The organism is Sphingomonas sp. KC8, assembly GCF_002151445.1.
Lineage (GTDB): Bacteria > Pseudomonadota > Alphaproteobacteria > Sphingomonadales > Sphingomonadaceae > Sphingomonas_E.
In genome coordinates this window covers 305,467-318,713 of record NZ_CP016306.1, presented here as the reverse complement: position 1 = coordinate 318,713, position 13,247 = coordinate 305,467, and the positions used below count along the sequence as shown (strand labels likewise).

Genomic DNA, 13,247 nt, shown 5'->3' with positions numbered 1-13,247 from the left:
CACGCCGCCAAGCCGTAATGCAAAAAGGGCCGGAGCAGCCAATGCCCCGGCCCGTTTTCGCTACCGGCGATAGCCGTAGTGATCATAATGGTGGCTGGTGTCGCGGCGATAATCCCGCCGGGCTTCACGCAGGTCGCGTTCATAGGCGCGGCGCGCCTGCCATGCTTCGCGACGATTATCGGCATGGCGCAGGTTGCGACGATAATCCCGCTCGGCCTGGCGGACATCGCGGCGATAATCGGACCGGGCATCCCGCCGGTCGTTCCAGCCATGCGCCTCGGCCGTAGCCGGCATCACCAGCGCGGTTGCCGGAACCGCCATCGCCAGCCCCAAAGCCAGCATCATCATACGCATCGTCACTCTCCTTCTTGCCCGTGACAGCACTGAGCGAAGGAGAGTGAACGCGTGCTTTATCGCCTGTTTATAGGCGGTTCAGTTTTTCACTTACTGCTGCTGGTCGGCGCGCGAAGCGCCCGCTCCGTCGAGATTCTGCGACACGAAATCCCAGTTCACGATGTTACGCAGCACCGTATCGGCGAACTTCGGCCGCGCGTTGCGATAATCGATATAATAAGCATGTTCCCACACATCGAGCGTGAGGAGCGGCGTGCCCGCGTCATGCACGATCGGCGTGTCGGCATCGTGGTAGGACGTGACGACCAGCTTGTCGCCCTGCAGCACCAGCCACGCCCAGCCGCTGGCGAAATGGCCCACCGCTTCGGCCGCCAGCTTGTCGATCAGCGCGTCGGTCGAACCGAAGCCCGCGTCGATCATCGACTGCAGCTTGGCCGAAGGCTTGGTCGAGCCGGCCGGCGCCAGGCCGTTCCAGAAGAATGTGTGGTTCCAGATCTGCGCGGCATTGTTGAACAGGCCCTTGTCGCCCGTTTCCTTGGCCTTCTTCGTCACGTCGATCAGCGACAGACCGGCAAGGCCCTTTTCGTCGATCCAGCCATTGACCTTTTCGACATAGGCATTGTGATGCTTGCCATGGTGATAATCGAACGTTTCCGCCGACATATGCGGCACCAGTGCCGACTTTTCGAACGGCAGCGCGGGAAGAATGAAAGCCATTAATACCTCCGGAGTGGAACGCGAACGGTTCCTCTAACGAACCGCCAGCGGATTCGTCCCCGGAAAATTCTTCTTGCTGTGACAGGAATTATCGATCTGAAGCGCGGCGCGATACCCCGCGTCAGCCGCCGGCCAGATATCGCCCGACATAGGCCGCCATATGCCGGCTATCGGAAACATCGGTGGCGAATTGGCGGCCATGCTCCGCAAGGCGACCGCGCAACCCATCGTCATTCCAGACTTCGGCGATCGCGGCGCGCAACGCTTCGGGATCACCCGGATCGCAGACGCGCGCGGTTTCGCCATCGGCAACATAATCGGCAATTCCCGAAGACCGCGTCGCGACGATGGCCCGGCCCAGCAACATGCTGCCGACCAGCGTGATATGCCCACAATTGGTTTCCGCATCGCGCAACGGCACCACCGACAGCCGGCTATGGCGCACGACATTCCAGAAGCGCGCATTGGGCAGGTTGTGAAGCAAATGGACGTTCGCCGGCAGGCTTGCGGCATCGACCACACCGGGCCGGGTTACGATGACAAGGGGCACTTCGGGCAGGCCCCGCATCGCCGCGATCAACGTCGCATAGTCCCGCGCTTCCCCCCCAACCGCACAGATATAGGGTTGCGCAAGGGGCGCATCCCCCGACGTGGCCGGAACCGTCATCGGCCAGTGGAGAAAATCGAATCGCGCGGGATCAAGCCCGAACAACGCCGGATAAAGCTGCTGTTCGGCGCGCGAATAGACCAGAAAACGATCCACCCGCCGCAACGCCCGGCGCATGAAGGCCAGCTTCGCCCCGGTCGGCAACGACGTGAAGTTGAAGGATATGGCGAGATGCCTGGGCGATGCACCGGTCCAGCCTGTCGCTTCGGCCACAGCCGCCGTGGCGACGGGCAGGTGCGACAACAGGGCATCGGCCCCGCGCGCATCGCAGGCGGCGGCAACCGCCGCACGATACCGCGCGATCCGCGGCTTGCGGATCAACCGTTCGATGGCGTTGTTCGGGGTCGCGCAGTGGAAACGCCATTCGATATCCGGGCGATCGATTTCGTCGGCGACGAAACGCCAGTCCGGACCAGCGAGTTCCGCCATATTAACTACCCGCATGATCGCATTTCCCCCGCTGCGATAACGCTAACAGCCCATGTAACGCAGATAAAGTCCCGCCCCTCAATCACTCCGCCGATCGAACAGGTCATGCCGACGAAGCGCATGGCGAAGCTGATCATAAGTGAGTTTCAACGCTACCGCCGTGGCGCGCTGATTATACCGACAGCGACGCAATGCCGCTTCGAGCAGGGATTTTTCATAGGAATCGCACGCGGCGCGGAAATCATCGCACGGTACATCGAACGCCAAGGGCGCGGGTGCGGCGGGGGTGAAAAGCCCTGTCGGTTCGGCCAATGCAGGGGCTGAAGCCGCGATTTCCTGAACCACCGGCCCGCCGCATTGCTGCGGCCGCCAGGGGGATTCGAACGGATCGAACTGGATCTCGTCCACCGGCCGGTCGGGATCGTCCCAGCGATAGACCGCCCGTTCGACGACGTTGCGCAGTTCGCGCACATTGCCCGGCCAGCGATGCGTGATCAGCGCCTCAGTCGCCGCCACGCCGAAGCCGGGCCAATAGGGCCAGTCGAGTTCAGCCGCCATGCGCCGGCCGAAATGATCCGCCAGCACCGGCACGTCGCCTTCGCGCACCCGCAGCGGCGGCAAGGTCACCACCTCGAAACTCAGCCGATCAAGCAGGTCGGCGCGGAAACGCCCCGCCGCCACCAGATCGGGCAGATGTTCGTTCGTCGCCGCCACGATCCGCACATCGACGCGCACCGCCCGGCTCGATCCGATCCGCGTCACTTCGCCATATTCCACCGCACGCAGCAGCCGCTCCTGCGCACCCGACGACAAGGTGGCCAGTTCATCGAGGAACAGGGTGCCGCCATCGGCTTCCTCAAACCGGCCCATCCGTGTTTTCGTCGCGCCGGTAAAGGCCCCCGCCTCGTGCCCGAACAGTTCGGCCTCGATCAGCGTTTCGGGCAATGCCGCGCAGTTCAGCGTGACCAGCGGCCCACTCCATCGCGGGCTGAGGCGATGCAGGCGCTCGGCCACCAGTTCCTTGCCGGTGCCCCGTTCGCCGATCACCAGCACCGGCCGGTTGAGGCCCGCCGCCCGGCTCGCCCGTTCCACCGAATCCAGAAACGCGCCGGATTGGCCGATGAACTGATTATCGCGATCCATGCAGGCGCCCCGATCTGCTTATATTTGGCGTATATTCCCAAATATTGGCAATTTCAATCCATGCCAACACCCCTTCGAAACGCAGAAAATTCCCCGATTTCCGCCATTTTTCGCAGTTGGCACGGCTCCTGCAATTCATCCTGGCAAGCACGGCAACCACGCCGGGCCACAAGGTTCAGGGAGGCCAACATGTTCAACTTCGACACCACCGACTTCCAGCGCATCGCGGTCTCCTCGACCGGCGCGCTCTTGCTCTCCGCCGCCTGCGTCATGGGCGCGGTCAGCCCGGTCCGCGCAGCGGAAGCCAACGCTCCGCTCACCATCAGCGATTGGCAGGCCGATGTCGGCCGGCAGATCGACGCCGAACTGCGCACCCCCGCCACTTTCCGCGGCAATTCTGCGATCGCCACCGTCGCGATCAGCCTGGACGCCAGCGGCGACCTGGCTTCGACCAAGGTGGCGCAATCGAGCGGCAGCGGCGTGATCGACCGCGAAGCGATCCGCGTCGCCCATCGCATCGCATATCCCGCGCTGCCGACAGGCCTGCGTGGCAAACCGCAAACGGTGATGATGCAGGTCTATTTCGGCACCGCCGCCGGCACCGATACCGCCGCCCACCAGCAGCGGGCGATGGAACGGCTGGCCGCGACGAAGAAGGCCAAGCGTATCGAGACCGCCGCGCTGCCGATCGGCTGAACGGCGTACCGGCCGGGGCGAATTTCCCTTAAGCTCGCCCCGGCCGACCATGTGTAGCCTGAAGGAGTAACGACGATGGGAATCTTCTCCCGCACCCGAGACATCATCGCCGCCAACGTCACCGACCTGCTCGACAAGGCGGAAGATCCGGCGAAGATGATCCGGATGATCATCCTCGAAATGGAGGAGACCTTGGTCGAGGTTCGTGCATCCGCCGCGCGCAGCATCGCCGATCAGAAGGAAATGCGCCGCCAGATCAACAAGCTGGAAAATGTTCAGGCAAGCTGGGTCGAAAAGGCCGAACTCGCGCTGTCCAAGGATCGCGAGGATCTGGCCAAGGCCGCCCTGGTCGAAAAGCAGAAGGCCGCCGATCTCGCCGAACAGCTCAACGACGAAATCAGCGTGCTCGACGAAAGCCTGAAGGCATCCGAGGCCGATATCGCCAAGCTGCAGGCCAAGCTGCGCGAAGCCCGCGCCCGCCAGAATTCGATCGTCGCCCGCCTGGAAAGCGCCAACAACCGCATGCGGATGCGCGAAATCTATGCCGGGCCGAAGATCGACGAGGCGTTCAGCCGCTTCGACATGCTCGAACGCCGGGTCGACTGGGCCGAAGGCCGTGCCGAAGCCGCCGGGATGGGCGCCGCGCCCAAGAGCCTGGAAGAAGAGATCGCCGAACTGCGTTCATCCGAAAAGGTGGAAGCCGAGCTGGCCGCATTGAAGGCGAAGGCCGCGAGCAAGGAGGGTTGAGACAATGGAAGATATTCTCGTCCCGATCGGCATCGTCGGCATGCTCTTCATCGGGCTGCCCTGGCTGATCTTCCACTATATCACCCAGTGGAAACGCAGCAGCAGCCTGACCGTGGAGGACGAAAACCTCCTCGACGAACTGCACGAAACCGCCCGCCGGCTGGACGATCGCCTCCGTTCGATCGAACGGATCATCGCCGCCGACAATCCCGATTTCCGCCCCGGCCAACCCGCCGAACGGGATCGCGACCTCGAATATCGCCGGGCCGACGAACCCGAGCGCATCGAAAACTGGCGCCGCGGCGAGCATCGCTGACACACGCACGCCAATCATAAGGAGGGAATTGCAATGTCCGCCCGCCGCACCAAATTCTATCTCGACAAACGCAACGGCAAGCTGATGGGCGTGTGTTCCGGGATCGCCGATTATACCGGCATCGATGTCACGCTGGTCCGCATCGGCATGATCCTGCTCACCATCTTCGCCATGGGGCCGATCGGACCGCTGGTCTATCTGGTCACCGGCTGGGTCGCCAGCGACAAGCCGAGCGAGTTTGCCGACAGCCCCGAAGACGCCAAATTCTGGCAGGGCGTGCGCGCCAAGCCCGGCAGTTCGGTCCGCGATGTCCGCAGCCGTTTCCGCGATATCGACCGCCGGCTGGCCGATGTCGAAATCCACGTCACCAGCCACAACCGCCGGCTGGCCGACGAAATCGACAGCCTGCGCTGATCGAAGCCCGCCTGCCGTTCGTCGAAAAGACCGCGATCACAGGCGAACAATCGGGAGGGATGAGGGGATGCCAATTGAACAAGGTGCCCCTTGTGCCCCTTCCTGCCGGATGGGCCAATCGCCCCACGTATCGCCATCGATGCCCTTTCCATTCCAGAACCGGCAGGGTGCGGCGGTCGATCGCCTGAAATCGATCGCGCCCTGAAGGAGCCAGACAATGTTCAACAATCCGTTCTCGATGGTCGTGGCGATTGTCCTGATCGTTTCGATCGCCAGCGTCCTGCGCGCCCGCTACGGCCACCGCCGCAACCGGCATGGCCATGATCTGCCGGCCAACGATCCCGATGCGGATCGCCTGCGCGCAGAAATCCAGATGCTCAAGGAGCGCGTCGCCGTCCTCGAACGCATCGCCACCGACAGCAACCGCGGCGTCGTGCTCGATCGCGAGATCGAAGCGCTGCGCCACCGCGACTGACATTAGGGAAACGCGGTCATGACCGAACCCACTTTCTGGCTGACCATCGTCGCCACGGGGCTAACCGCCCTCGTCATCATCACCCAGGCGGCGCTGAAAGGCTGGCGCGGCTGGCTCGACCTGCGCAAGCTGGAAATTGACAGCCGCCGCGACGGGCAGGCCCAGGCGTCCGCCCCGTCCCCCGCCACCCCATCACCCACCGCGCGGATCGAACTGGCCGATCTCAAGGAACGCGTCCGCAAGCTCGAAGCGATCGCCGCCGGCGTCGATCCGTAACCATGCCAACCGGCGCTTGATCGCCATGAAGGCACAGTGCCTTCGCAGCGTAGCCCGCTTGTGATAGCGGCCGTGCCATGACCGCGCCGACCACATTGTCCGACACGCTCGACGAATATGAATTTCTCGATGCCGATGATCGCTATCGCCTGCTGATCGATCTGGGCCGGGCGCTCGAACCCATGCCCGATCCGCTGAAGACCGATGCCACGCTGGTGCGCGGCTGTTCGGCGGCGGTGTGGGTTTATCCCACCAGGCGCGACGATGGCCGCCTCCATTTTCTGGCGGATTCGAACGCGGCGATCACCAAGGGCATCATCGCCCTTGTCCTGCTCACCGTGCAGGATCGCACGCCCGCCGAAATCTCCGCCGCCGATATCGAAGGGGCGCTTGCGCCGTTCGATCTGCGCAACCAGCTCAGTTCCAACCGCACGCAGGGCATCCCCAACATGATCGCGCTGATCCGGGCCACCGCCGACCGTTATGGAGCCGAAGGATGATGAAACCGCTGGCGCTCACCCTTGGCGCATTGCTGCTGATGGCGCAGACGGCCGCCGGCTTCACCATCGGCGGTCAGCCGTTCGCGCAGGCCGAAATTCTCGATGCCCGCGCGATGCCCGAACTGGATGGCACCGCCAGCATCATGCTGACGCTCGATCCCAAGGCCGCCGCGCGGCTGGGCACGCTGACGCAGAAAAACCTCGGGCAAACGATCGCGGTCGCGCTCGACGGCAAACAGATCGCCGCGCCGAACGTGGCCGAACCGATCACCGCCGGCGTGCTGACGATCACCGGAAATTATACGCTGGCCGAAGCCGAAACGCTGGCCAAGCGCATTTCCGGCAAGGATCCGGTGCCGGAAGAATTTGACGAGTAGGGTGCGTCCGGCTGACTGGCGTCCCCTCAATCGCCAGCCCAGCGCACGCTGGCATGACGGGAATGGGGGATGGCTGATAGGCGTTACCCGTCGTTCCGATTGATCTGCCCACTATTTCGCAATCAGGCGCTCTCGCCCGCCACATCCCCCGCCAACCGCGCCGCCACATCTTCCACCGGCGTACCCGTCTTCACGATCAGCCATTCGCCCGGCTGGCGCGTATCGACCAGCGTCACCGCATACTTGGGGCACACGCCGAGGCAGCCGACTTCGACCACGCCGATCTTCGCCTTGCGGCCCTTGCCGCCGCCGATTTCGGTGCGCAGCGCCTTGGCCAGGCTGGTCTTGCCTTTCGGCCCGAAACCACCGCCCGCTTTCTTATCGCATTTCCGGCAGACGAGGATCGCGCCGCGCCAGTCGGATCGAACGTGGGCCTTCACGCGGCCGTCCGGCGTTCTTCGGCCTTGCGGAGGATTTCGAACGCCGCCTGGATCGACTGGAAGCGGGCCGCCGCCTTGGCATCATTGGGCTTCACGTCGGGATGATTGGCCTTGGCATGCCGGCGCCATGCGGCCTTGATTTCATCGAAATCGGCATCCGGATCGAGTTCGAGCACCTCCAGCGCGCGCATCTCATCGCGCGATCGCGTGCCATCGCCGGGGCCACCCCAGGCATAATGCTGCGATTCGGCGTAGCCCGATGCCTCGCCCCGTTCCTTGGCCTCGCGCTCGGCGGCTTCCTCGGCGTTCAGCCCTTCGAAATAGTTCCAGTTGCGGTTGTATTCAGCTGCATGGTCCATGCAGAAATACCAGCGTTCGGGGCTGTTCGGCGATTTTGGCGCCGGCCGGTCGCCGGGCTGGTCGCAGCCATGGCGATCGCACATCCGCACGGTCGCAGCCCCACGATCGGTGCCGTAACCGCGCCAGCGGGGAAAGCCCCAGTCGGAAGATCGTGAAGAAGAACGCGCCATCAGCCCCATGTAGTGCGAGGTTCGCAAACGATCCATGGGCAACGACAGGAAAACGCCAGAGGGTCTATAAGCCGGGTTCTGTCCACCGATGCCGGGAAACCCCGGCACCGGATGGGCGACCATTCCTCTAGGGCTGCGGTTACCCGCAACCTCAAGCAACCAACCCGGACGACGGGGCGAAGCCAGCCCATATGCCGTCCCTATTCGGTCTTGCTCCCGGTGGGGTTTGCCATGCCGTTCCGGTTGCCCGGCCCGCGGTGCGCTCTTACCGCACCCTTTCGCCCTGACCCGGAGCCGTTGCCGGCCCGCCGGGCGGTATGCTTTCTGTGGCACTTTCCCTGACGGACTTTCATCCGCCGCCGGGCGTTACCCGGCACCGTTGCTTCTTGGAGCCCGGACTTTCCTCCCGCATCACGCGAAACGTGACACCGGCGGCCGCCCAACCCTCTGGCCGGGTCGCGATAGCAGGATGCGGGCCAAGAGCAAGATTGTCGCGCAGGCAAGTCCCGGTGTAGGGACGATGCCGGTAACGCGATAATGGAGACCTGCCTTGCAGCGGAAGATGACGGCGCGCGCAATGATCCTGCTGGCCTGCCTGGGCCTGGCGGCGTGCAATACGGTGGAAGGCATGGGCCGCGACGTGCAGTCGGTCGGCAAGACGGTCGAAAAGGCCGCCAACTAAGCGCTAGCTGCGGCCACGCTCGCGGTCGAGGAGCAGCGACAGGAGGATCGCGCGGCATTCGCCATCGGCGATGCCGTCGATCGTCTCCGGCCGGAACCGCCGCTGAAATGCGCGCACGGCAGCCGGCCCGTCGCTGACGTCATAGCCAAAACGGCTGAGCGCGAGCAGAAATCCCCCCGGCGTCCAGTGCGGATCGGCCAGGTTCCTGCGCGGCCGCGCCAAGGCCAGATTGTGGCGGGCGAGCAAATCCCAGTCGAACAGTTCGCCGGGATCGATCTTGCGGGTCGGCGCGATATCGGAATGGCCGACGACATTGGCCGGTTCGATCCCATGGCGCGCGACGATATCCGCCACCAGCGGCAACAGCGCGGCCATCTGTTCTGGCGGAAACGGCCGGTAGCCGAATTCATGGCCCGGATTGACGATTTCGATACCGATGCTCGCCGAATTGATATCGGTGATGGTGCGCCATTCGGATCGCCCGGCATGCCAGGCCCGCCGCGCTTCATCGACCAGACGGAGCACCTGCCCGTCTTCCGTCACCACATAATGCGCGGAAACCTTCGCGTCGGCATCGGTCAGCCGTTCGATGGCGGATGCGGCGTCGGCCATCCCGGTATAATGCAGCACCAGCACGGAAACGGGCAGCGACCGTTCATCATGGTTGGGTGAAGGGCAATCGATGATCCCGGTCATGTCGCAACCTTGTTCGCCCGCGCACTGCGCAGCGTGATGATGATGACCCCGGTCAGCGTAAGCAATCCTCCCGCGATCATCACCGGTGTCAGCACCGTACCGAAAAAATAGGATGAGGCGCACACCGCGATCACCGGCGCCCCCAGCGTCAATGGCAGCACCGTGGAAATGGGGTGCCGCTGGAGCAGCCATGCCATGCCCCCCTGCCCGATCACCGACGAGCCGACACCCGAGAAAACCAGCCAGCCCACATCACGCAATGGCAGGTTCGGCAGGTTGCTGAACGCGCCCGGCTCCAGCCACATGCTGAGCGGCATCAGCCCAAGGACGCCGCCAAGGCCGATCCACGCATAGATCGTCAGCGCCGGCACATCCGCCAGCTTGCGCTGCAACAATGCGCCAACCGCCCAGGTGAAGGTGCCGCATGCCATCAGCAACAGGCCGGGCAGTTCGCCCAGCACGCCCGGATCGAACACCAGCAGCACGACACCGCCAAATGCCAGCGCGATGCCCAGCATCCGCGGCAAGGCAATCCGTTCACCCAGAAAGATGACGCCCAGGATCAGCGAAAACGGCACGCCCAGCTGACCGGCGATCGCCAGCGCGCTGACGTTATCGGCCACTTGCAGCGCGATATTCGTAAATATCAGGAAGACAGCGCCATTCAGCAACGCCAGCAACAGCAGCGGCCGCATCCGTCCCGGCATCCAGCGGAAGAACGGCAGGCACACCAGCAGAACGACCAATTGTCGCAGGCCGCCCGCCGCAAAGGGCGCGGTCGCCATCACCGCCATCTTCACCGCGATGATATTCAGGCCCCAGGTAAGGTTGATGAACAGCGCAACGATCAGATCGCGGGGCGCAAGTCCTGCATGTTTTTCAACCGTCATGGGTGGCGTCTTAGAGTGAATTTGCGTCCGGCGGTACACCTGCGCGTTCCGATGGCAAAATCGGCGGCACCGATCGGGATTCAGCCTTGTCGGCGATAGAAACCGCGATGGTCCGGATCGGGGCTGAAGCGGGTGGTGTTGCCGAGCACCGTTTCGCCCGCGCCCAGCATCAAAAGGCCATCGGGGGCGATGGCCCTGGCGAGCTGATCGAACATGCAGGTTCGCTGTTCGACCCCGAAATAGATCAGCACATTACGGCACAGGATCAGGTCCACCGTTCCGGCGCAAGGCATGGGATCCAGCAGGTTATGCCGCTCGAACCGCACCATTCGGCGCAATTCAGGCCGCGCCCGCCAATCGTCCCCCTCGGGCGTGAACCACTGCATCATTTGCCGCACCGGCAAACCGCGCTGGATTTCGAACTGGGTGTAACGCCCTTCGCTGGCCCGCGCGATGACCCCGGCCGACACATCGGTGCCGACGATATCGATCGTCCAGTCGCGCCAGCGATCGCCGGCCTCGGCAAAGCTCATCGCCAGCGAATAGGCTTCCTGCCCGGTCGAGCAACCGGCACACCATATCCGCAAACGGCGCATTGCCGCGCGCGCCGCAGCCAGCGTCTCGATTCCGCCTGCCATCAGTTGGTGGAACGCCGCCTGCTCGCGAAAGAAGAAGGTTTCATGGTTGAGCAGTGCTTCCACCACCGCATCGGCCAGCTGCGTGTCGAACGCGTTGGACAGGCTGGCCGCCAGCGAATCCAGCGATGGCAACGCATGATCGCGCATCACCGGCTTCAGCGCGGTTTCGATGCGCCAATGCCGGCTGGCAGGCAATTGCTGTCCGGTACGGGATTTCAACAGGCCCTCAAACGCCCGCATTGCTGCCGGACTTAGTTCCATGCCCCTGCCTCGCTGCCTGCCCGCGCCCGACGTCCGATGCGTTCCGCGATCCGCGCGGGCGGCAGGACTGAAGCCGCCAGCCCCGCGTTCGCGATGGCGCCGGGCATTCCCCACACCACCGATGTCCGCGCATCCTGCGCCAGAACTTCACCGCCACTTTCGACGATGGCCCCCGCACCGATCAGCCCGTCGCGGCCCATGCCCGTTAGCACCACGGCCACGGCCGCCGCACCGAATATCGCCGCAACCGATGCGAACATCGGATCAACCGACGGCATGCAGCCGCTCGACGCCGGGGCGCGATCAATGCGAACCTGCACCGCCCCGCGCGTACGGACGAGACCGATATGTCCATCCCCCGGCGCGATCAGCAATTCGCCCGACTGGAGCCGCATCCCATCTTGCGCCACCTGCGCACGACGGCCGGCAATCTCGCTCAGCTGGGATGCGAAATACGGCATGAACACGGGCGGCAGATGCTGCGTAACCAGGATCGGCGCGACAAATTCACGCGATAGCCCGCCAAAGAAATCCGACAGCGCATGCAGCCCCCCTGTCGACGCGCCGATAGCCAGGCATTCGATCGGTCCCCCGGTGGGCGGCGCCACCGCAAGCGTGACCGGCTCGATCGTCGCAGCCGGTGCGCCGGCCTCAGGCCGCGCATGACCGATTTTCAGCAACCGTTCGACCAGCATGGCCGCAAAGCGCCCGGCGAAGCTGCCCGCACCAGGTTTCAGCAGCGTATCCGCCGCCCCCAAAGTCAAAGCGCGAACGGTCGCGCTGGCCCCGTCGGCTGCGGCGGACGAAACAATCAGGACATGGGCGCCATGGCTGCGCGCCAGCAGATCAGGCAACGCCGTCAGCCCGTCGAGACCCGGCATTTCCACGTCCAGCAAGATGATGTCGACGCGGATACGATCAAGCAAAGCCAGCGCTTCGCCGGCATGACCGGCCGTCGCCACCACTTCAAACGCCGCATTGGTTTCCAGAATGCGCGACATCACCGTCCGCGCGACGATCGAATCGTCGACGATCATCAGGCGGATCGGCCGCTCCCGCATGATCGGGGCTGCTCCGGTTCGGCGCGACAACGGCATTGTGGATGGCGGCTTTCGGATCAGGCCAGACCGACGATCTGGAGCTTGCTCTCCAGCGTCTCGCGGTCAAACGGCTTCATGACATATTCGTCGGCGCCTGCGTCGATCGCGGCGCGGATATGACCGACGCCATTTTCGGTCGTGCAAAACACGATCTTCGGCCGCGGCATCACGCCACTTGCACCCAGCGCCCGCAGAAATTCCATGCCGCTCATCACCGGCATGTTCCAGTCGAGCAGGACAACATCCGGCGGCGTCACCTGGCAATATGCCAGCGCTTCCCGGCCATCGCCCGCTTCCGCGACGTTGAATGCCAGCGTTTCCAGGATGTGGCGCGCTACCTTGCGGATGACTTTCGAATCATCGACCACCAAACATGTTTTCATTGAACGTTCACCCTTGCGCCCTGTGACCCGGCCGCCCTTGCCTAACCCGCTGGCGGTAAGCGTCTCGTTAACATCTGTTTTCAGGCCGCCAGCGCGCTGGGACCGAGCACAAGCGCGGCAGGATCGATCAGCAGCAGCGCATCGCCATCAATCTCCACCATGCCCGAAGTGACGCGCGACCATCCGGCGTCCAGCACGGCGCATACCGGGGTCGGCCCGCTGTTCAGTTCCACCACATCTTCCACATCTTCGACCAGCAGGCCGTAAAGATGCCCGTCGATCGTCACGATCACCGCCTCCATGACGTCGGCCTGCTCCATCCGGCCCAGATCCAGGGCGGCAAGCGTATCGACGATCGTCAGCACGCGGCTGCGCAACGCCGCCAGCCCGGCGATATGCGGAGCGACAAGCGGCACCGGCGTGACAACATCGATTTCGACCACGGATTCCACGAAGTGCGTGGACAGCGCCACCCGCTGGCCCGCGATCCCGACGATCAGATATAGCCGTTCCATC

At 64.1% G+C, this 13,247-nt stretch carries 21 protein-coding genes and 1 other RNA gene; 9 read left to right on the top strand and 13 right to left on the bottom strand.

Annotated features, from left to right (window positions below):
* Positions 1–60: 60 nt before the first annotated feature.
* The 4 genes from KC8_RS01590 to pspF all read right to left on the bottom strand — a co-directional run bounded on the left by KC8_RS01590 (position 61) and on the right by pspF (position 3,310).
* Positions 61–354 carry a hypothetical protein gene (locus tag KC8_RS01590; RefSeq protein WP_232455600.1) on the bottom strand — a complete coding sequence of 98 codons (294 nt, stop codon included), beginning with the start codon at positions 352–354 and terminating at the stop codon, positions 61–63.
* 90 nt (positions 355–444) lie between these two features.
* On the bottom strand, positions 445–1,071 hold the full coding sequence (locus KC8_RS01585) for a superoxide dismutase (protein WP_010123362.1): 627 nt from the start codon (positions 1,069–1,071) through the stop codon (positions 445–447).
* 121 nt (positions 1,072–1,192) lie between these two features.
* Positions 1,193–2,182, bottom strand: a complete 990-nt coding sequence (locus tag KC8_RS01580; RefSeq protein ID WP_083831155.1) for a glycosyltransferase — start codon at positions 2,180–2,182, stop codon at positions 1,193–1,195.
* 63 nt (positions 2,183–2,245) lie between these two features.
* The gene (pspF, locus tag KC8_RS01575) at positions 2,246–3,310 is read right to left on the bottom strand and encodes a phage shock protein operon transcriptional activator (RefSeq protein WP_010123364.1); all 1,065 of its coding nucleotides are present in this window, start codon (positions 3,308–3,310) and stop codon (positions 2,246–2,248) included.
* Between the two features lie 189 nt (positions 3,311–3,499).
* Here pspF and KC8_RS01570 point away from each other — a divergent pair, with 189 nt between their 5' ends.
* The 8 genes from KC8_RS01570 to KC8_RS01535 all read left to right on the top strand — a co-directional run bounded on the left by KC8_RS01570 (position 3,500) and on the right by KC8_RS01535 (position 7,111).
* Positions 3,500–4,006 carry an energy transducer TonB gene (locus KC8_RS01570; protein WP_010123366.1) on the top strand — a complete coding sequence of 169 codons (507 nt, stop codon included), beginning with the start codon at positions 3,500–3,502 and terminating at the stop codon, positions 4,004–4,006.
* A 75-nt stretch (positions 4,007–4,081) separates the two neighbouring features.
* Positions 4,082–4,753: a phage shock protein PspA gene (gene pspA, locus KC8_RS01565; protein ID WP_010123367.1), complete on the top strand. Its 672-nt coding sequence runs from the start codon at positions 4,082–4,084 to the stop codon at positions 4,751–4,753.
* Positions 4,754–4,757: 4 nt separating this feature from the next.
* Positions 4,758–5,069 (top strand): envelope stress response membrane protein PspB, encoded by a 312-nt coding sequence (gene pspB, locus KC8_RS01560; protein ID WP_010123369.1) that lies wholly within the window; start codon positions 4,758–4,760, stop codon positions 5,067–5,069.
* A gap of 33 nt (positions 5,070–5,102) precedes the next feature.
* Positions 5,103–5,483, top strand: a complete 381-nt coding sequence (gene pspC, locus KC8_RS01555) for an envelope stress response membrane protein PspC (protein ID WP_010123372.1) — start codon at positions 5,103–5,105, stop codon at positions 5,481–5,483.
* 217 nt (positions 5,484–5,700) lie between these two features.
* Complete coding sequence (locus KC8_RS01550) at positions 5,701–5,958, top strand: hypothetical protein (protein WP_010123374.1); 258 nt, start codon at positions 5,701–5,703, stop codon at positions 5,956–5,958.
* A gap of 18 nt (positions 5,959–5,976) precedes the next feature.
* Positions 5,977–6,234 carry a hypothetical protein gene (locus KC8_RS01545; protein WP_010123375.1) on the top strand — a complete coding sequence of 86 codons (258 nt, stop codon included), beginning with the start codon at positions 5,977–5,979 and terminating at the stop codon, positions 6,232–6,234.
* Between the two features lie 77 nt (positions 6,235–6,311).
* Positions 6,312–6,734 carry a SufE family protein gene (locus tag KC8_RS01540; RefSeq protein ID WP_010123376.1) on the top strand — a complete coding sequence of 141 codons (423 nt, stop codon included), beginning with the start codon at positions 6,312–6,314 and terminating at the stop codon, positions 6,732–6,734.
* Positions 6,731–7,111, top strand: a complete 381-nt coding sequence (locus KC8_RS01535) for a SecDF P1 head subdomain-containing protein (RefSeq protein WP_232455599.1) — start codon at positions 6,731–6,733, stop codon at positions 7,109–7,111. Before KC8_RS01540 ends, KC8_RS01535 begins: the two co-directional genes overlap by 4 nt.
* Positions 7,112–7,233: 122 nt before the next feature.
* Here the strand turns inward: KC8_RS01535 and KC8_RS01530 are convergent, their stop codons facing one another.
* The 3 genes from KC8_RS01530 to rnpB form a co-directional block, all read right to left on the bottom strand.
* Positions 7,234–7,551 (bottom strand): hypothetical protein, encoded by a 318-nt coding sequence (locus KC8_RS01530; protein WP_010123379.1) that lies wholly within the window; start codon positions 7,549–7,551, stop codon positions 7,234–7,236.
* Positions 7,548–8,081 carry a J domain-containing protein gene (locus KC8_RS01525; protein ID WP_029624245.1) on the bottom strand — a complete coding sequence of 178 codons (534 nt, stop codon included), beginning with the start codon at positions 8,079–8,081 and terminating at the stop codon, positions 7,548–7,550. The genes KC8_RS01530 and KC8_RS01525 overlap by 4 nt, the downstream gene beginning before the upstream one ends.
* A 51-nt stretch (positions 8,082–8,132) precedes the next feature.
* Positions 8,133–8,532: RNase P RNA component class A (rnpB, locus tag KC8_RS01520), an RNA gene on the bottom strand.
* Between the two features lie 126 nt (positions 8,533–8,658).
* On the opposite strand from rnpB, the gene KC8_RS01515 reads away from it, so the two are divergent.
* Positions 8,659–8,763, top strand: a complete 105-nt coding sequence (locus KC8_RS01515) for an entericidin A/B family lipoprotein (RefSeq protein WP_374952952.1) — start codon at positions 8,659–8,661, stop codon at positions 8,761–8,763.
* A gap of 3 nt (positions 8,764–8,766) precedes the next feature.
* On the opposite strand, the gene KC8_RS01510 is transcribed toward KC8_RS01515, so the two are convergent.
* The 6 genes from KC8_RS01510 to KC8_RS01485 all read right to left on the bottom strand — a co-directional run bounded on the left by KC8_RS01510 (position 8,767) and on the right by KC8_RS01485 (position 13,246).
* Entirely contained in the window at positions 8,767–9,459 is a 693-nt protein-coding gene (locus KC8_RS01510; RefSeq protein WP_010123385.1) for an N-acetylmuramoyl-L-alanine amidase, read from the bottom strand.
* The gene (locus tag KC8_RS01505; RefSeq protein WP_010123386.1) at positions 9,456–10,349 is read right to left on the bottom strand and encodes a DMT family transporter; all 894 of its coding nucleotides are present in this window, start codon (positions 10,347–10,349) and stop codon (positions 9,456–9,458) included. Before KC8_RS01505 ends, KC8_RS01510 begins: the two co-directional genes overlap by 4 nt.
* Positions 10,350–10,429: 80 nt before the next feature.
* Complete coding sequence (locus KC8_RS01500; protein ID WP_232455598.1) at positions 10,430–11,206, bottom strand: CheR family methyltransferase; 777 nt, start codon at positions 11,204–11,206, stop codon at positions 10,430–10,432.
* 32 nt (positions 11,207–11,238) lie between these two features.
* On the bottom strand, positions 11,239–12,309 hold the full coding sequence (cheB, locus tag KC8_RS01495) for a chemotaxis-specific protein-glutamate methyltransferase CheB (protein ID WP_029624248.1): 1,071 nt from the start codon (positions 12,307–12,309) through the stop codon (positions 11,239–11,241).
* 56 nt (positions 12,310–12,365) lie between these two features.
* Positions 12,366–12,731 (bottom strand): response regulator, encoded by a 366-nt coding sequence (locus KC8_RS01490; RefSeq protein WP_010123389.1) that lies wholly within the window; start codon positions 12,729–12,731, stop codon positions 12,366–12,368.
* An 80-nt stretch (positions 12,732–12,811) separates the two neighbouring features.
* Positions 12,812–13,246, bottom strand: coding sequence for a chemotaxis protein CheW (locus KC8_RS01485; protein WP_010123390.1), 435 nt, complete (start codon positions 13,244–13,246; stop codon positions 12,812–12,814).
* Position 13,247 lies beyond the last annotated feature (1 nt).